The following is an 18,044-nucleotide window of genomic DNA, read 5'->3' as shown; positions in this document are numbered from 1 at the left end:
CCATGCAGATTTTGTGTATTTCCGTGTACAGCCTCGATGGCAGGCGCCGTGACGTGCAGTTCTCTCCAGGCAAGCTAAACATCTTGACCGGCGCATCAAGGACAGGGAAAAGCGCACTCCTGGATATCGTTGAGTACTGCATGGGACGAGACACCGTCATGATGTCAGCGGGTGTCATCACTTCCTCTGTTTCTTGGTATGCCGCACTTCTCCTTATGCCAGATGGGACGAAAGCATTCGTCGCCAGGCCCGCCGCTGCACCGGGCAGGGCTTCAACGCAAATGGCAATGCTGGAAATCGGGGCGAGCGTAGATCTGTTGGGTCACTCACGACTCAGAGTCAATACGGACACCAAAGCGTTGCGGCAGGAACTGGGCAGGCGCATCGGAATCGATGACAATTTAGTTGAACCGCCATTGGGCTCTCTTCGGATGTCATTTGCAGCGAACCTAGGCCACGGAGTTCTACTTTGCCTACAGGGACAGAACGAAATTGCTGACCGCGCTCACCTCTTTCATCGTCAAAGTGACCAGAACATTGCCCAAGGCATCAAGGACACGCTCCCGTATTTCCTTGGCGCCGTCCCGCCAGACCAAGCCATCCTGAGAGCGCAACTCCGCGAGGCTAAACGCTTCCTAGCCCGGCTCACCGCACAGTTGAAAGTTGCTGAGCAAACGCAGGCGACCGTGACCGACCAGCTAGCTTCCGTCTTCTCCGAAGCGCAGGCGGTGGGGTTGGTGGACCGTGCGGCTGATGGTGACGCTGCCAGTGCTCGCTTGGCACTGGAATCTACCTTGCACGGGAGAACGGCATCCGTAACTTATGTGGACGACGGGGGTTCAGTCCTCCGAAGGGAGTCCGATGACCTGCTTGACAACCTGAAGGCAATCAAGGCGGAAAGGCAGTTGCTGTTAGAAGTCACGGAGGACGAAGGTGACTACCGACGTGCTGTCGGGACCCAAGTCGCCCGTCTGCGCAGCATCCACCTAATTGGCGACCCTCTGACCGCCGCCGACTCTTGTCCGCTGTGTGGAAGCCACATGACCGAACCGGATGCTTCGGTGGACGACTTACGGAGCTCGCTCTCTCAGCTGGAAATGCAACTCGAAGGCGCGGTTGGCGGGACGCCACGACGATCCAAGGCAATCGAAGACCTTGATGAATTGGCTGGATCCCTTCGTGCCAGACTAGTAGCTCTGGATGAGGCGGAAGAGCATTTGGCCGAGGGTACGAGAGCTGTCCAAGAAAGGGGAACGACCGGCCAACAGGATTTCGTTAGAGGGCGAATCAGCGCCATACTTTCATCGCTTCGAGGAGTAGATACGTCTGAAATGGAGCGTCTCCGGCGCGAATATCGCTCTGCTGAGACAGCGGTCGAATCCCTAGATCGCGCCCTGGACTCGGCGGAGGAGACTATTCGGCTCGACTCCGCTCTTGCCAGAATTGCTCACCACATGAGCGAGCTAGCTAAGCATCTCGACCTGGAGCACGGTTCTGATGTTCGATTGGATGCCAACAAGCTCACCGTTATTGTCGAGACGGCAGAGGGTCCCGTTCCCCTTTGGCGCATAGGAAGCGCGGAGAACTGGATTGGCCTCCATCTCATCAGCCATCTCGCCCTTCATAAGTATTTCGTGGAAAACGCCCGTCCGGTTCCAAGATTCCTTATGCTCGATCAGCCTACCCAAGCCTATTACCCGTCCGAACTGGAGCAGGAGAGGGGGGTCCCTGGCGAAGATAAGGACGTCGAGGCAGTCAAGCGGATGTTCAAACTGATGCTGGACTTTGTTGCCAGCCTTTCACCCCAGTTCCAAATCATTGTGTGCGATCACGCCAACCTCGCCGACCAATGGTTCTCGGACGCCGTGCAGGACAATTGGAGGGACGGCGTTGCTTTGATTCCTTCAGATTGGATCGAGAGGCCGTAGAAAGACAATTAGGCGGCACCAGATGCAGTCGTGCCATCGCGTTCAAGATGGCTTCCCGATGGCGGTCTGGGTAACCCGCGGATTTCAGACGGCCTTGAGATGCGCGCAAGGCCGCCGCCCCAGGTCGATCTCGCGGAATAAGACACTGCGATGCAATAATCTCGTCACTCGGATCTATTCCTCCGATGCTGGAGACGCGAACGGCGAGCTTCATTGTCCGGATGAATTTCCGCACGGACCGTCGCTTTGCGCGAGTTCCCTGCTCCAGCGTCTCGCGACCTCCAAAGTTAGGCCAGAGGAAGTCTCGAACTCAAAATAAAATAGCCGAACCGGCTCAGATCCTTTTCAATAGTTGCCGCCCACGAGCTCTGCATATCATCAGATCTTTTCAATTTCTTAAGGTATACCTTAAGAAATTGGGAAGCTACAGCAGATGAAATGCTCCAAAGAGTCGAAATAACGGCAGAAGCACCGCGGGCAGAGAAGGCTTCCCCCATTGATGAAACCGGCATCCCGGAGTTTACTCGACCGCTCTGACACGCAATGAGCAACAGTCGGCGGACTCCGGAGAGATCAAATGATGCGATGTCATTGGGAGAAATCCACTCATTCAGCCCTATCTTTAATCTAGAGCTACGGTAGTCGGTCATCTCAGCCTGACCGTGACCGAAGAACAGCACTTCATCGGCCTCCTTTATCTTGCATAGAATCTCAGTTGAACTCAATGGGGATGATTTCCGCGTGTCCAACCGAACCACCTCGCCGCGGGCACCCGTATAGACATTCCAGGCATTCAGGGCGCTAGCGCAATCTTGGCCAAATGAATCATCGACGATGGCCAGGAACTTGCGTGGGTCCGCAGCCTTGCGCTTGTGAACAACAGTTGGAGAGGGAGGCGCCAGGGTTGCGAGGCTTGCCAAAGGGGCACCTGCCTTCGGGCGAAGCGAGAACCACGGAACGAGGGCGGTTCGCCCATGAACAACTAGCTTGCATTTGGGTCCGACAGGGAGACTCAGAAGTCCGTCGAGCGCCTCTGCAAGGAAAGCTCGATCGGACTTGGACACGACCGTAGTGCCAGTCTTGTCAAAGCTATTGTGGATTGTAAAGACTCTCTCCCAGAAACCATCCACGAGAGACATCTCCGAAAATTCCACAGACGAACCAACCACAAATATCCGCGCTATTCGATCATCAGTGCAGACTAAATGTATGATCGAACAGCTATTATTCTGAATTTGCGGACTGTAGCAATCATTACCAACACTCCATTCGCGGAGGGCATTCAGCCAACTGACCGCAGCCAAGCGTCCTTCGACTCCGGTCCTAGCTGACTTTAAAATGGCGCTATAAAGCTTCAACTGAGTAGAAGCTAAAGCGCGGCGATGCTCTTCCCCCCAGAGAGAATCTTTAGACAAGGACAGAAAGTTAGTGTTCATCAAACTCATCAGCCCAACAAGGTCTTCCAACGAATCCGCTTCATCGAGGGCCAATTTAGATATCTCTAAGCTAACGCGCGGGTCGTCTTGTGCGGACGCGGCTAATTCGTTATAGCTATAATCAGTCACAACATCGGCGAGGCTGAGTACGGACTTGATCTTCGCTTTCAGCCATGCTGGTGTCGCCTTAATGATGAACTGATTAAATGCTTTATCCACCTCCAAAATTAATTCATCCGCGCGGGCGGTGAGCTCGTCTACGCAGTCCGCCCCGATGGAAGACGGCATCGGAGTGAAATCCTTGGCCCAAAGAATCGACTGAATGCCATAATGTTCAACTCGGATACTGAGCAAGTTGGCATAGATGTCGTCTGCCTCGGCTGCGGTCCGTGCTTCGAGCGTGAGGATTGCTGTCCGAGCTGCGTATCTTCCAACCACAGATAAGACATTTTCTAGGTCCTTCTGAAGATGCTCCCGTACTTCTATGGTCATCCCCTGTTCACTCCATGCATACATGGTTGCGACCAGGCTCAGGTTAGTTGCCATTACGCCGAGTCCTTCAACGACTCGGTGTATGTGCTCGGATTCCTGCGCCGGCGTCCACCGCCCTGCCCAGGTGGCTGCCCGAGTGTTGGCTCGGTTTATCGCCGCCACGATCCGTTCCTGGCGTTGTCCTGGATCGCCTTGCCCGGGAAGCGGCGACCAGTCGGCGTGTAAATCGCTTTCGAAAACCTCAAGATGCCTGCGCAGCTCAGAATCTTCCAGTGGTTCCAGCTCCAAGGGCTTTGTTCCTTCCAGAGCGCGAGGGGAGTGTCTTCCAGAAAGCGTATCGTTTCAAACTCCGAGCTCGGAGGTTCGCGCGGGGACTTGGTCTCGTCGCCAATGGGCAAATGATCAGCGGCACGAATCAACTGCCCGCGGATTCGGCCATGCTGCGCTGCCGTCCAAGACGGGTGATCCTCTCTACCCGTTCAAAGATCAGCAACATTCTTCACGGGCACATATCGCTTGAATGCGATGGCAAACCGCCGATTGCGACCATTATCAAGTTCGGCCGCAGTAGCCATGCCGTCTTGGCGAGCCAATTTTGAGCCAATCAAACCTCCGCCACAGGAGCCGCGAACTGCGCCTCATATAGCCGCGCATAAGCCCCGCCTGCCGCCAACAACTCCCTATGCGTCCCCCGCTCCACGATCTGGCCGGCCTCCATCACCCGGATGAGGTCGGCGTCGCGGATCGTGGACAGGCGGTGCGCGATCAATGCAAAGTGCTCATCGCCTTCTGCACCAGCACCAGTGCGCGCGTGTTCACCGAGCTCCTCGCCTCGCCCAAAATTCAGCACAGACGGTCGCGCCAGGAACGCCCGGGCAATCGTCAGCAACTGCTTCTCACCGGCCGAAACGTTCCCGCCCTCGTCCTCCAGCACGGTTCGTATCCCTCCGGCAGCGAGTGCACGAACCGGTCCACATACGTCGCTGTCGCCGCCTCCAGAATCTCAGCCTCCGTAGCGTCAGGCCGCCCATACGCAATGGTGTCCCGGATCCATCCGCCGAACAGCCACGTATCCTGCAGCACCATCCCCATCCGCGAGGGCAGCTCGCGCCGATCCAGGCAATTCTGGCCCGTGTGATTTGAATTTCGCATCAGCCCCTGGCGAGATCAGAGGTGGGCTGAAGGGACGCACGCGCGCGCATGCCTGTTGCCGGTGGGGCCATGGCACCACCGGCAACAGTGCGCGCAACAGGAACTACTTGCTTTCCGGCGACCAGAAGATGATCTTGCGGCGGGCAACACGGACGATCAGGTTGAGTGCAATGCCCAGGGCGGACAGAATGATCAGCAGTGCAAAGACGGCCGCGGTTTCCAGCCTCGCCTGCGCCTGGAGGATCATCACTCCGAGGCCATGCTGGGCCCCCACGAACTCTGCAACGATGGCGCCGATCATGGCGTTGGCCACCGCCAATTCAAGCCCGCTGAAGATGCTGGGAAGAGCTGCCGGAATGAGCAGTTTGACCCTGATCTGTGCGCGGGAGGCGCCGTTGGCTTCGAAGAGGCCGATCTGGTCCTTGTCGACTCCGCGGATGCCGTGGATGGTGTTGACCAGCACGGGGAAGAATGCCAGCAGAACCACGACGACGACCTTGGACGGCATCCCGAAGCCGAACCATATGACGAAGAGCGGTGCCAGCGCCACCTTAGGAATGGATTCGATGGCAACGATGTAAGGAAAGACAACAGCGTACGCCGAGGGGAATTGGGCGAGGACCACAGCGCCCACAAGGCCGATGGCTATGCCGATGCCGAGCCCTGTGAGTACCTCGCTGAGTGTGGTGCCGGCGTTGCTCAGGTACAGCGGGAACGACACAGGATCGGTCAGGGCCTTGATCACATCCGTCAACGGCGGGATGACGAAGCTTGGCGTCTTCAGTAGGCCCGGCAGAAATTGCCACGCGGCAAGCAGCACCAGCAGGAGCAGGCCGGCTCCGATGTTCCGGGCTACGCGAGGATCGGATTTTGGCTTCCGGGCCCCGGTGGGCACCTTCACCGCCTGAACCCGTTCGGTGGTCTGGCTCATGGTGTCACCTCGAAGTATTTGCGGATACCAGAACTGATGCGGGCGAACTCGGGGGTCCCCAGCAGGTCCAGGGTTCTTTCCTTGCCGAAAGGAATGTCGATGATGTCGATGATCCGGCCGGGTCGGGGTCCCATTACAATCACCCTTTCGGACAGGAACACGGCTTCCGGGATGCTGTGGGTGATCAGAACAACGGTCTTTGCCGTCTCACGCCAGATCCGGTTGACTTCCACGTTCAGCGTGTCCCGTGTCATGGCGTCGAGGGCGCCGAACGGTTCATCCATCAGGAGAACGTCAGGGTTGTGGACAAGTGCCCGGCAGATTGCGGCCCGCTGCTGCATCCCGCCCGACAGTTCTTCCGGGTGCTTCCGGCTGAAGTCCTCAAGGCCTACCTTCGCGAGGAGTGCGGTGACGGCACTCCGGTCCGTTGCGGTCACCTTCCGGTGGAGCTCAATGGGAAGCAGGACATTATCTTCGATATTCCGCCAGGGCAGCAGCGTCGGTCTTTGGAAGACGACGCCCACGTCGCCCCGAGGCTTCGTGATGGGCGCGCCGGAGATCGAGGCTTCCCCCGAAGTATGGTCCTCCAGGCCTGCGAGGATCTTCAGGAGAGTAGTCTTGCCGCACCCGCTCGGACCCAGGAGGGAGACGAACTCGCCTTGGCCAATAGTGAGGTTGACGTCAGAGAGCGCATGGACGTCTCCCGTCTTCGTGGGGAATACCTTGTTTAACCCCGAAATATCGATAAGTGTCTGGCTCATAGCGTGATCCCGTACACATCGCACAGATTCTGGTGCATCACCCGTTCCGCGAGCCAACCTGCCTGGCGCACGCTCCATAGGCCGGTACGGGTCCCGCTTGTCAGGGCAGCGTCAAGGGCGACACGGGCACGGCGGGTTGCCGCGACATGCAGTTCGGGGGAGCCGGTGTCTGTCCCGAACATGACCTTGTTGGCCGGAAGGACTTCCAGCCATTCCTGCAGCATGCGGTGCAAGGAGTGCTGCTGCAGGTAGGGCATCCAGGAGAAGTCCACGAAGACATTCCCACGGGCCTGTGAGAGCGCTGCAAGAATTGACGAGTACGGGTAGCCGCCGTGGATCAGGATCACACGCAGCTGGTTAAGCCGGGGAGCGTCCAGGAACCGTTCAAGATTCAGCGGGTTGGCATTGGCCAGTTTCAGTCCGGGTTCTGAATGACCCATGCCGGTGTGGATCTGCAGGGGCATCCCGAGGGAAGACGCATGGGCAGCCACTTCGTAGGCCATGAAGTCCGCCAGGATCTTGTGCGGCCGGGGATCCGGGTGACCGGTCGTCTCGGCCAAGGAGCCGTATGCAAGCCGCGCGTCGGCCAGCGTGACAGGTTCAAAGCTGAGCGTCCGCACGTAGGCTGACGCGATCTTGACTCCCACGAAACCTTCCTGCCGCCGCCGGGCTAGCGAGTCCCGGACAAAGGTCAGGTAGTCGTCTAGGGTTTTGGGGACCTCTGTGAGGCCGCCCAGGCGGAGCTGATCGTTGAGAACCGCCGAGAAGATCCGCTGGAAACGCGGGGTGTCTGCGCCGCGCTCCGTGTACGCCGGGTGGCCAAACGGGAAGAAGTAAGGGTCAATTCTTGCGATTCCCTTGTAGCGGCTGTGTGGCCACACAGTGTGATCGATCGAGGGGATGTCCGTCAGTACCGCGACGGTATCAGACTCGTGAAGCGCCTGATCATAGAGTCCCAAGAAGTCATCCTCCCGCCGGCTCTTGCTGATCCTGGCCAATTCATCTCGGGTCCGGCTGCCGTAGAGTACCTGGGATCCCTCAGCCAGCGACGAGGCGTGCACAGTTGTCGATTGGAAGCGGACGCTCTCCTGGATCAATTCTTCGATGCGGAACTTCTCCGCGATCCGGGACACCGTTTCATGATCGTGGGCCACGGTGGCGGCTGTGTAGGCGACATACTCGTCGTGGGGCATGTTAGCTTCCACGTGCCCCATCGCGTATTCACGTTCATAACCGTCCACGCCGTGGATGTCCTGGCCCGGGCGCACGTAGGCTGCGTGTGAATGGTGGTCGAATGCCGGGACTCCGGCGGTGTAGGTGAGGTTGGCCATGATGCTTACTCGCCCTTCCAGTTCGTCGCGTCGGCGACAATATTTGCCGAATCGAAGTCGTTGTATTTGTCCACGAGCGTGTTGGAGTAAAGGTCCTCAGGGTTTAGCGGCGAGGCGATGATGCCTGCAGACAAGGCGAAGTCGGTCCAGGCCTTCACGGCTGCGGGTTCGTACTTGCCCCAGGACTTGTGCACTCTCGGATCGTCAGCGGTCAGGAGCTTGACCCGGCGCTGGACGCTGACCAGGTCCGATTTGAGCTGATCATCCACGGTCTTTCCGGCAGTCACGGTTTGCGGGTAGTCCTTATAGAGGATCCTGAGCGCGGCTTCGGGATTTGTCGCGGTGAACAGCGTGGCCTTGGCCATCGCCCGGCCAAACCCGGCAGCGGCCTTCTCGTTTGTCTCAACAAACTTCGGTGTGGAGAAATAGGTGGTGGAGAACAGCGTTTCGACATCGGGGATGGTGAAGTACTTCAGTTCGTTTCCGCTGGCTTCGAAAGCTGCGTACTCCGTGTCCCACAGGGAGAGGGCGTCGACGCTACCGGATTTGAGGGCCTGCAGTGCCGCGGCCCCTGTTCCCACCGCCAGGTTCTTGAAGTCGGTCTCCGGTTTGAGCCCCGCGCTGCTGAGGATGCCGTTCGATAGCAGCAGGTTGCTGGCGCCTAGGCTTGACTGTCCGATCACCGAGCCCTTGAAGTCTCCGAGCGTCTTCTTGTCACTGCCCGCCAGGACGGCGATGGAGCCGGTCTGCTTCCGGATGTAGTTGTACATCAGCACGATGTCACTGGCAGGTCCGCCCTTGAGTTTTGCCTGCATGAGGGGCTCGGGCGGGGTGCTGCCGATTTCGAGGGAACCTGATGTTACTCCTTGAATGATGGAGGCCGAATCTGTGGTGTTGACGATCTCTACGTCGAGTCCCTCGTCTTTGAAGTACCCCATGTGTTTAGCGACCGCCAACGGTGAGTTGTTGGCCCCCATGATGGTCGGCAGGCCGAAGCGTATCTTCTCGGTGCCGTCCGCGGAAGCAGTGCCGCAACCTACAAGCGCGCCCAGCAGTAATGCCAGGGAAGCGGCACCGGCCGCCAATCGTTTCGGTGTGGGAAGACCTGGAATTCTCTGCACAACTTCTCCTTGGTTTCGAGTTAAGTGTTGAAGCTTCCGGCTTCAGATGGGCCGGATGGAGGCGTGACAACCCAGAGAGCTTCGCCGACGGTCTCGCCGGTGTTGGTGAGCATGTGGGGTGTGGAAGTGCGGTAGTCGACGCTGTCTCCCTGTTCGAGGTCGAACTCCTCGTCCTGGAGCCTGAACCGGAACGAACCGCGAAGAATGACGACGATTTCGTGGGAGTCGCCGTGGGTGTAGTTCGGATCCCCGACGGTCTCCCCCGGCTCATATTCCGAGACCAGAACTTCCACGTCACGAATAGGCGGCTGCGTGATACCGAAGTGCCTCACTGCCGAGCTGGAGGCGAGCTTTGGACGGTCGGCTTTCTTGAGCACGCGCCCGTGCACTGGCTTGGCTTCGAAGAGTTCCATCCACTGGATACCGAATGTATCGGCGAGGGCTCGCACCGTCTGCAGGCTTGCATTTGCCTGGCCGTTTTCAATCTGGCTGATGAACCCGGCACTGACACCGGCAAGCCGCGCAAGTTCCCGCATGGACAAGCCCCGCATTTTCCGAAACTCACGCACGCGGCGTCCAAGCAAAGCAGCATCTGTCATTTCCATGTATCCAACCTCCTGCAGTAAACATAGTGTTTACTGCTGCTTAACTCAATGTATATTGGCAATTTACTCGTTTGATGTCCGGTTTGTTGCATCCGTGTTAAACGCGTCGCGAGCAATGAGGCCAGTCCGGGCTGAGGGTTTTTTGGGGCGAGCATGGTACGCCTCGTGGCCACTCAGAGACCGTGAACAGTGGTCGAGCGGGATTTCACGGCCGCTACTCCAAACGAGCTGTGGCTAAGAGACATCACTGAACACCCCAAAGCAGCGGGAAGCTCTACCTCTGTGCGGTGAAGGACGTCTATTCCGGAAGGATCGTCGGATTTTCGATGGACTCACGGATGAAGTGCTCGCTGGCCGTGGCGGAGCTGGAGAACGCGGTCCGGGCACGCCGCCGGCAGGGACCGCAGTCCACTCAGGTCGTGGTTCTCGGTTCCGGTCCCGCCGCTTCGTCGAATCACTCAGCCGCCACGAACTCGCAGAATCCATGGGTAGGATCGGCGCCTTTGCGGACGACGCCGCGATGGAATCCTTCTTCTTGCTGCTGCAGAAGAACGTCCTGGACCTCCAGCCAAGGACCACTCCGCCTGAACTCCGGCTGGCCATCACGATCTGGATCGAACGGACCTACCACCGCCGGCGACGGCACAGACGACAGGGGAAACCCACGCCCATCGAATATGAACAATCAACCGGACCGCGCTCACAGCGGACTAAGACCCCTGAGTCAACAAAGGCCGGCAGTCCTGTTTTTGGTGCCGCAGATGAGAATGCCGGTGGATTCATTCTGGTGGTCACGGCCGAGGACGTCGTCGACGGGGGGCCGCGCAGAAGTTGAGTTTTCCGGCGCATTCGGGCTGGAACTTGCCTATCTATTAGTTCGATGACGACGAAGGGTGATAATCGGATTCGGAAGTACAACGGGTCGACGCGGAAGTGGTCTCACGCCTCTCAAACCTCCGCCACCGGAGCCGCGAACTGCGCCTCATACAGCCGCGCATAAGCCCCGCCGGCCGCCAGCAACGAAGCGTGCGTCCCCTGCTCCACGATCTGCCCGGCCTCCATCACCAGGATGAGGTCGGCGTCGCGGATGGTGGACAGCCGGTGCGCAATCACGAAGCTCGTCCGGTCGGACCGCAGCGCGCTCATGGCCTTCTGCACCAACACCTCGGTCCGGGTATCCACCGAAGCCGTCGCCTCGTCCAGAATCAAAACAGAAGGCCGCGCCAGGAACGCCCGTGCAATCGTCAGCAGCTGCTTCTCCCCCGCAGACACGTTGGAACCCTCATCCTCCAAAACGGTGTCGTATCCCTCCGGCAGTGACCGCACGAATCGGTCCACATACGTCGCCAGCGCAGCCTCCAAAATCTCGGCTTCGGTGGCCGAAGGCCGGCAATACGCGATGTTGTCCCGGATGGTCCCGCCGAACAGCCAGCATCCTGCAGCACCATCCCCAGCCGCGAGCGCAGCTCACGCCGGGGCACCGAGGTGACGTCCACGCCGTCGAGCGTTACCCGCCCCGCGTCCAGCTCGTAGAACCGCATCATCAGGTTCACCAGCGTCGTCTTCCCAGCCCCGGTCGGCCCCACGATCACCACCGTCTGCCCCCGGCTCCGCCACAAGAGACAAAGACGAGATCAGCGGCTTGTCCGGCGAATACGAGAAGGACACGTTCTCAAACACCATCCGCCCCCGCCTGGCACCGTCAACAGAAACCACGCCACCGACAGCGTCCGGCGACTGCTCGTCCTCATCCAGCAGCGAGAACACCCGCTCCGCGGACGCCACCCCGGACTACAGCAGCTTGGCCATGGACCCCAGCCGCGCCAACGGCATGGTGAACTGCCGCGAGTTCGGCCCGGTGGCACAGTTCAGGACAATGGCGTCGACGTCGAGCGGCTCGAGGGCGGTGACTGTGGGGCCGATCTCGGAGCCCATCGGCATGGTGACGGTGGTTTCGAGGGTCACTTCAACGAAGACGGGAACCGGATGTCGCGGGTGACCATGGCCTGAGGGTTGCCAGACGTAGGTCAGAAAACAACGTTTACTGATCTGGCGAAGGAGCGAAGCCGGGTGGTGTTCTAACCCGGCATCCCTCTTCTGGCCTAGTTACTAGGTGGCCCCCCTAAATTCGTCCTCGACGTCCTTAGGTGCCGTGAGATCCATCTCGAGCAGCGGCACTACTTTGGACTTGGTGATGTAGCGGTGACCCAGCCATAGAACGATGAAGACTGGCAACCCGATGTAGGAGGAAAGCACCTCCACGGACCGTCCGGCAAGCACAGCCTCGTAGTTCTGTCCCGCGATGACCAGAATGAGCAGGGCGAAGGCCAGCAGCGGGCCAATCGGGAACAGGGATGCTTTGTACGGCAGGTCGCTGACTTTGTTTCCCTGGGCCAGGAAGCCGCGCCTGAAACGGTAGTGGGAGACCGCGATGCCGGCCCAGACGATGAAGCCGCACAGGCCCGACATGTTCAGCAGCCAGGAGTAGGCCGCACCCTGCCCGACGATCGCGGAGAGGAACCCGAAGAGTCCCACGGCCGCCGTCGCGAGCAACGCCGCGATCGGCACACCCCGTGCATTGGTCCGGCCGAAGATCTTCGGGGCCATGCCGTCATGAGCCATGGCGTAAAGCATCCGGGTGGAGGCATACAGTCCGGAGTTGCCGGCGGACAGGATGGCGGTCAGGATCACGGCGTTCATCAAGGCCGCCGCGAAGGCGATGCCTGCGCGAGAGAAGACCAGCGTAAAGGGCGATGACGCAATATCGGACTCACCGGAGGCCAGCAGGCTCGGATCGGTGAACGGGATGAGGCAGCCGATGATAAAGATGGCGCCAATGTAGAAAAGCATGATGCGCCAGAAGACAGTGCGGATAGCCTTCGGCACCTCGCGGCGCGGGTCCTTCGCTTCGCCGGCGGCGACTCCTACGAGCTCGGTGCCCTGGAAGGAGAACCCGGCAACCATGAAGACCGAGATGATCGAGACCCAGCCCCCGTGGAACACGTCATCGCGGTTTTCCCAGTTGCTCAGTCCCGGAGAGTTATCCCCGAGGATGCCGAAAATCATCAGCACGCCGGCGATCAGGAACAGCACCACTGCACTGACCTTGATCAGTGAGAGCCAGAACTCCGACTCACCAAAGGCCTTGGCCGAGAGGGCATTGAGCCCGGTCAGCACCAGCAGGAAGATCCCGGCCCACACCCATCCCGGGACCCCCGGGAACCAGAAGTCCATGATGATTCCGGCCGCGACCAGCTCTGCGGCCACCGTGATGGCCCAGTTGAACCAATAGTTCCAGCCGATCGCGAACCCAAAGGACGGGGAGACGAAACGGGTGGCAAAGGACTGGAACGAACCAGCGACCGGTATTTTGGCCGACATCTCGCCCAGTGACTGCATCAACAGGAATACCATCAGCCCGACCAGCGCGTAGCCGGCCAACGCACCGCCGGGACCCGCCTGGGAAATGGTGCTGCCCGAGGCCACAAACAGCCCGGTACCGATCGCACCGCCGATGGCGATCATCTGCAGGTGGCGGTGGTTGAGGCCGCGCTTGAGTTCGTTGGTGGATCCGCCGGTTGGGCGATCTGCCGCTATCGCAAGGGAGGACCCCTGTGTTCCATCGGGCTTGATTTCTTCTTCGAAATCAAAAGCCCGATCTCTTATTTGCGTGTGGGAGCCAAGTCCCATGGTGCCTCCGAAAAGGTAGCTGCGGTGAATTTGGGCCTTCCGAAGCCCTCGGGCCGGGAAGGATGGTGATCAAGCTAACACAGGCAAAGGAAGCGGCATTTGGCGGGGCGAATGTTGCACGTCCGACGGGTCAGGTCCTTACGCATAGGCGGCGGCAATCCAATCTGAGCGTAAGAGTTACTGACCTGATGCCGTCTGGTGGCTAAGCAGCCCTGATGATCTGGTATGACGCGTCGAAAGTCGGCGAGCAGCCCACGCCAGTGATGGCACAACCGGCAGGAGCCGAACCTCTCGACCCGTCCCGATACCGCTGCTCATTCGCCGTGATGCGCCGTTTCCGGGATGTCTTAAAAACACCGACCCACAGGTCAGACGCAGGCATTGCACTGAAGAGCAGCGCCCGAGCAAAAGTATTTCTTATGCATGGTGGAATAACCATTCACGGATGCTTACGCACTGCTAGCTTCTTCAGGAATCCCCTCAACGGAAGGAACGAGCATGTCTGTAATCGCAAACCCTGAAGTGACAACCATCCGGGCAGAAGACCTCAGGGCGCTCCCCGCATGGCAGGCTCTGAAGGCAGCCGTCGTCGGGCTGCAGCAGTTTCAAGTGCAGGACGGTTCCGTTCCAGAACCCGCTGACCATGACCAGGCCCGCCAGAATGTCGGCATCATTACGGACTCAATCAGCGATCTGCGCCACCACCTCCCCCACGACACGGACTACCTTGAACTGCTCGTGCAGGACTTCCAGCGGTGGGCGTCCGAGGGCTTCGTCGTACCGGATTTCCTCGACTCCTTGGTAGCCTTTCACCCCGAGCAGTGGCGCATCGACGGGCTGCCGCACCTGGTTCTGTTTCCCATGTACACGCAGAACGGCAGCACGAACCGCTACTTCGAGGCCGTCCTCATCGAGGTCATTTGGCCTTCATTCGTGGCTGACCTGGAGGCAACAAACTACTCCAACAAGCTGTTCGTCCCCATCAGCTTCATCGATTTCACGCCCGGCTACGACACGAACTCCGCAGTTCTCTTCCCCGAGAGCGTAGCGGTCCGGAGCACCCCTTCCTTCACGTGGGGAGGTATCTTCGCGGACCGCGAAGCTGCCCGGTTCCGTCGCGTCCTCAAAGCTGCTGCCGACATCACTTGCCTGGACCTGCCGGCTGACGCCGCGGAATTTATCGACGACCAGCACCTCACGGAGAAGACCGTCGTGATGTGGGATCTGATCCATGACCGGACCCACATGCGCGGCGACCTGCCCTTTGACCCGTTCATGATCAAGCAGCGGATGCCGTATTTCCTGTACTCCCTGGAGGAGCTCCGCTGCGATCTGACCGCCTTCCGCGAGTCCGTCCTCATCGAGCGGGACGAAACAGCTTCCGAGGACGCCCGCAAGCACGCCAAGCTGGTCCAGTACGCCGTGATCTTCGACCGCATTTTCCGCTTCGCGATTACAGGGAACAGGGTCCGTAACTACGACGCCGTGGGCGGCCAACTGCTGTTCGCGTGGATGCACCAGCACCGGGTCCTGCATTGGACCGATGGAAAGTTGAGCATCGACTGGACGGACGTCGCCGGCGTGGTCGTCGAGCTGGGTCTCCGCATTGAGGAACTCTACTGGCGTTCAATCGACAGGCCGAAGACCGCACACTGGCTGGCTGCCTACGAGCTCGTCTCGGAAACCCTCACCCCCCACCCGGCCTCCGTGTGGGCCAAGGGACCGGAGGCCCTTCGGCTTGACAGCCCGCCCCGGGACCTGACGGACCAGATCCTTGATGACGAATTCCCCCTGTCGATGTTCTACGAAGCACTGGAGAAGAAGATGCGCCCCGTTATTGACTCAACTGCAGGAATCACCGGTAAGAGCCCTGTCAAGACTGAGGGCGAGGCCGGCGCATGAGCCAGGACCTCTCGGGGCGCACGGTCGTCGTCGCCGGTTCGACAAGCGCAGCCGGCGTCGCAGTAGTCCGCACCCTCTCGCAAGCAGGGGCACGCGTAGCCGCCGTGGACATCCTTGAGGACCGCGTGCAGGAGCTCGCGGCCGCGTACAACAACGTCACCGGTTATGTCTGCAACCTCGCGGACCTGCAGGCCGTTGAGGACATGGCGGCGTCTGTCCGGAACGATCTGGGTCCCGTGGACGGCCTGATCCATCTTGTGGGAGGGTGGCGGGGCGGTACCGGAATTACAGACCAGACGGATGCCGACTGGGACTTCCTGCACACCAGCGTCCTCACCACACTGAGGAACACCAGCCGCGCTTTTTACGACGATTTGGCTGCCTCCCCTGCGGGTCGCCTGGCCGTCGTTTCCGCACAGTCAGCCTCCTCGCCGACAGCGGGCGGCGCCGCCTATGCCGCCGTCAAGTCAGCCGCCGAGGCATGGACCCTGGCCGTGGCCGACGGATTCCGGCACCTGCAGGGAGGAAATGGAAGCCCCCACTCCGCTCAGCACTCAGCCGCCCTGGTCTTCGTCGTCAAGGCTCTGGTCGATGACCGGATGCGCGCAGCCCAGCCGGAACGGAAATTTCCGGGCTTCACCGATGTCAGTGTTCTTGCCGACGCGGTACAGCGGATCTTCCACCTGGAGGCAGAACAGCTCAACGGGCGGCGCTTGCCCCTCACCGCCGGCCACCTCGTGGACGCACCGGTATGAGCGTCAGCGTTGATACAAACGCAGGCGTCCCATAGGTACTGGCGGGGCGCCTGCACGACCCGGCATACCGGGGCTTCGCCTCGGATAACTACGCCGGGGCTCATGCCGAAATCGTCGAAGCAGTTCAGGCAGCCAACGAAGGCCACGTCACCGCATACGGCGAAGGCGGTTCCATAAGGAAACGTCCGACGCCGGACAGGGCGCCGGACGCCGTCTACTTCCCCGCTGCGTGGGGACGATGTTCGGGCCGGCCGGGCGCGACGGCGAGGCACCCGGCCGCGGCGTCCAGTACAGCTTCGAGCAGCTCTGCGAGCGTGCTGGAATCACGCTGCTCGTGCCGAAGGGCATCGACGGCCTCTGCTGCGGAACACCATGGTCCTCCAAAGGCATGGTTGCCGGCCAAGCGACAATGCAGGAGAAAACCCTGGTTGCGCTGCGGGAAGTCACCCGCGATGGGGAACTCGCCATCATCTGCGACGCGTCCTCCTGCACGGAGGGGCTTCGGCAGGCCGTGGAATCAGATGTCCCCCTGGTGGGCCAACGTCCGCTGCGGATCGTGGATGCCGTGGACTTCGCCGCCGAGCACATCCTGCCCAAGCTTCCGGACCACGCGAAGCTCGCTTCGCTGGCGCTGCACCCCACCTGCTCCTCAACGCGCCTGGGGATCAACGGTTCCTGGACGCAGTGGGCAAGGCGGTGGCGAACAAAGTGGATGTTCCGGTGAACTGGGGCTGCTGCGCCTTCGCCGGGGACCGCGGCATGCTCCACCCCGAGCTCACGGCGTCCGCCACCGAGAAGCAGGGCAAAGAGGTTGAGCAAATGAGTGCGTCAGCGCACGCATCATGCAACCGCACCTGCGAATTGGGGATGACCAGGGCAACGGGCGCCGACTACCGGCACGTGCCGGAACTGCTGGAGGAAGTGACGCGGTGACAGCGACGAGGCGCTCTTCGCCGTGCTCCCGGGCGGCCGATGCCTAAGTTCGAGTGGAGTTTCTTCCGCGGTCGCCTGCCGTGGGCGGCGAGGGGCATGACGCCCTGCGGTCCAGTCTTGTAACCGATTAGGCCTGGGCCGGTCTTGCCGGAATGTTCGTCCGTCCATGCCCATCGGGATTGGGCGCCAGGGAGTGTGTTTTTGTCGTCTGGTCGTACAGCCACCCGATATGCTTCCGGAGCAGGTCAGCTGCAAGGCCCCCGTTCTTGTCTTCAACGGCAGCAAAGATTGCGTGGTGATGAGCCCTAAGCTCCGCGAGGACGACCGGCCATTGTCCGAGAGAAACTAGGGCACCCTTGAGGTAGCCACGGACGGAGCCGCTGAGGGAGTCCATGACCGTGTCGATGACCGTATTGCCGGCTAACGCGCTGAGAGCCAGATGGAACTGTGCGTCCAAATTATGGAATGTTTCGTAATCGATGTCGGGAGCATCCATGGCCATAAGAAGCTCTTTGGCTCGCTGGATTCCCTGTGGATTGTCATATTGGACAGCCGCCTCGGCTGCCCATGTTTCGAGGAGAATCCGCGTTTCGACGATGTCTTTGACGGCTAGCCGGCTGCTGGCGATGTGGAGGCGAAGTGTGGAGGACAGCCCTGCCGAAGGTTCAGAGACGAAGACTGCACCGGATTTGGGGCCTGCCCCGGTGGGGCTGCGAATGACACCCACAACATCCAGGATGCGCATCGCCTCTCGCACGGATGCTCGGGATATACCGTATTTTTCCGCCAGGATGCGCTCCCCAGGAAGCTGGTCCCCGGTTTTGAACCGTCCGGATCGCAACCCTTCCTCAACATCCTGCAGGAGTGCATCGTATGTCCGTTTCGGTGAGGAGGTCGGCAGATCAGTCATGCTTCAATCTTCCATCACCAAGGAATCAGAATCAGCTACGGCCGTTTCGAGAGCTCAGACAAGGGAAGGGATAACGGGACCTGTGAGGGGGACGTCA

Annotated in this window: 11 protein-coding genes and 4 pseudogenes; 5 read left to right on the top strand and 10 right to left on the bottom strand. The window is 60.1% G+C overall.

Translation table 11 applies throughout. The annotated features are described in order from the left end of the window. The first annotated feature begins 2 nt into the window (after positions 1–2). Positions 3–1,928 carry a DUF3732 domain-containing protein gene (locus AC07YR_RS19215; RefSeq protein ID WP_494734912.1) on the top strand — a complete coding sequence of 642 codons (1,926 nt, stop codon included), beginning with the start codon at positions 3–5 and terminating at the stop codon, positions 1,926–1,928. A gap of 287 nt (positions 1,929–2,215) precedes the next feature. Here the strand turns inward: AC07YR_RS19215 and AC07YR_RS19210 are convergent, their stop codons facing one another. From AC07YR_RS19210 to AC07YR_RS19180, 7 genes and pseudogenes are all read right to left on the bottom strand, one after another. After that, positions 2,216–4,144 carry a CHAT domain-containing protein gene (locus AC07YR_RS19210; protein ID WP_494734911.1) on the bottom strand — a complete coding sequence of 643 codons (1,929 nt, stop codon included), beginning with the start codon at positions 4,142–4,144 and terminating at the stop codon, positions 2,216–2,218. A 316-nt stretch (positions 4,145–4,460) separates the two neighbouring features. Next, positions 4,461–4,969 (bottom strand): annotated as a pseudogene (locus AC07YR_RS19205) (ATP-binding cassette domain-containing protein); the annotation flags it as partial. A 142-nt stretch (positions 4,970–5,111) separates the two neighbouring features. Continuing rightward, complete coding sequence (locus AC07YR_RS19200) at positions 5,112–5,939, bottom strand: ABC transporter permease (protein WP_494734910.1); 828 nt, start codon at positions 5,937–5,939, stop codon at positions 5,112–5,114. Then, positions 5,936–6,700: an ABC transporter ATP-binding protein gene (locus AC07YR_RS19195; protein WP_494734909.1), complete on the bottom strand. Its 765-nt coding sequence runs from the start codon at positions 6,698–6,700 to the stop codon at positions 5,936–5,938. The genes AC07YR_RS19200 and AC07YR_RS19195 overlap by 4 nt, the downstream gene beginning before the upstream one ends. After that, complete coding sequence (locus AC07YR_RS19190; protein ID WP_494734908.1) at positions 6,697–8,031, bottom strand: amidohydrolase family protein; 1,335 nt, start codon at positions 8,029–8,031, stop codon at positions 6,697–6,699. Before AC07YR_RS19190 ends, AC07YR_RS19195 begins: the two co-directional genes overlap by 4 nt. 5 nt (positions 8,032–8,036) lie before the next feature. Then, the gene (locus tag AC07YR_RS19185; RefSeq protein WP_494734907.1) at positions 8,037–9,152 is read right to left on the bottom strand and encodes an ABC transporter substrate-binding protein; all 1,116 of its coding nucleotides are present in this window, start codon (positions 9,150–9,152) and stop codon (positions 8,037–8,039) included. Positions 9,153–9,172: 20 nt separating this feature from the next. Beyond that, complete coding sequence (locus tag AC07YR_RS19180; protein WP_494734906.1) at positions 9,173–9,757, bottom strand: helix-turn-helix domain-containing protein; 585 nt, start codon at positions 9,755–9,757, stop codon at positions 9,173–9,175. A 189-nt stretch (positions 9,758–9,946) separates the two neighbouring features. Here AC07YR_RS19180 and AC07YR_RS19175 point away from each other — a divergent pair. Then, positions 9,947–10,471 (top strand): annotated as a pseudogene (locus AC07YR_RS19175) (DDE-type integrase/transposase/recombinase); the annotation flags it as partial. Between the two features lie 234 nt (positions 10,472–10,705). Here the strand turns inward: AC07YR_RS19175 and AC07YR_RS19170 are convergent. Beyond that, positions 10,706–11,737, bottom strand: a pseudogene (locus AC07YR_RS19170) (ABC transporter ATP-binding protein); the annotation flags it as partial. Between the two features lie 129 nt (positions 11,738–11,866). Further along, positions 11,867–13,447, bottom strand: a complete 1,581-nt coding sequence (locus tag AC07YR_RS19165) for an amino acid permease (RefSeq protein ID WP_494734905.1) — start codon at positions 13,445–13,447, stop codon at positions 11,867–11,869. A 498-nt stretch (positions 13,448–13,945) separates the two neighbouring features. Here AC07YR_RS19165 and AC07YR_RS19160 point away from each other — a divergent pair, with 498 nt between their 5' ends. From AC07YR_RS19160 to AC07YR_RS19150, 3 genes and pseudogenes are all read left to right on the top strand, one after another. Next, positions 13,946–15,349, top strand: a complete 1,404-nt coding sequence (locus tag AC07YR_RS19160; protein WP_494734904.1) for a DUF6421 family protein — start codon at positions 13,946–13,948, stop codon at positions 15,347–15,349. Beyond that, positions 15,346–16,104, top strand: coding sequence for an SDR family NAD(P)-dependent oxidoreductase (locus tag AC07YR_RS19155; RefSeq protein WP_494734903.1), 759 nt, complete (start codon positions 15,346–15,348; stop codon positions 16,102–16,104). Before AC07YR_RS19160 ends, AC07YR_RS19155 begins: the two co-directional genes overlap by 4 nt. A 164-nt stretch (positions 16,105–16,268) precedes the next feature. Further along, positions 16,269–17,037: pseudogene (locus AC07YR_RS19150) on the top strand (heterodisulfide reductase-related iron-sulfur binding cluster); the annotation flags it as partial. Between the two features lie 127 nt (positions 17,038–17,164). Here AC07YR_RS19150 and AC07YR_RS19145 read toward each other — a convergent pair. Beyond that, positions 17,165–17,947 carry a FadR/GntR family transcriptional regulator gene (locus AC07YR_RS19145; RefSeq protein WP_494734902.1) on the bottom strand — a complete coding sequence of 261 codons (783 nt, stop codon included), beginning with the start codon at positions 17,945–17,947 and terminating at the stop codon, positions 17,165–17,167. Positions 17,948–18,044 lie beyond the last annotated feature (97 nt).

This window comes from Arthrobacter sp. GW460-12-1-14-TSB2 (assembly GCF_059423525.1).
This window is presented reverse-complemented; position numbering and strand designations above follow the sequence as displayed.

What these genes read in the sequence shown, in the direction of transcription:
- AC07YR_RS19145 (WP_494734902.1), bottom strand. Translation starts at nt 17,947, where the DNA reads ATGACTGATCTGCCGACCTCCTCACCGAAACGGACATACGATGCACTC.
- AC07YR_RS19195 (WP_494734909.1), bottom strand. Translation starts at nt 6,700, where the DNA reads ATGAGCCAGACACTTATCGATATTTCGGGGTTAAACAAGGTATTCCCC.
- AC07YR_RS19165 (WP_494734905.1), bottom strand. Translation starts at nt 13,447, where the DNA reads ATGGGACTTGGCTCCCACACGCAAATAAGAGATCGGGCTTTTGATTTC.
- AC07YR_RS19155 (WP_494734903.1), top strand. Translation starts at nt 15,346, where the DNA reads ATGAGCCAGGACCTCTCGGGGCGCACGGTCGTCGTCGCCGGTTCGACA.
- AC07YR_RS19190 (WP_494734908.1), bottom strand. Translation starts at nt 8,031, where the DNA reads ATGGCCAACCTCACCTACACCGCCGGAGTCCCGGCATTCGACCACCAT.
- AC07YR_RS19200 (WP_494734910.1), bottom strand. Translation starts at nt 5,939, where the DNA reads ATGAGCCAGACCACCGAACGGGTTCAGGCGGTGAAGGTGCCCACCGGG.
- AC07YR_RS19180 (WP_494734906.1), bottom strand. Translation starts at nt 9,757, where the DNA reads ATGGAAATGACAGATGCTGCTTTGCTTGGACGCCGCGTGCGTGAGTTT.
- AC07YR_RS19160 (WP_494734904.1), top strand. Translation starts at nt 13,946, where the DNA reads ATGTCTGTAATCGCAAACCCTGAAGTGACAACCATCCGGGCAGAAGAC.
- AC07YR_RS19215 (WP_494734912.1), top strand. Translation starts at nt 3, where the DNA reads ATGCAGATTTTGTGTATTTCCGTGTACAGCCTCGATGGCAGGCGCCGT.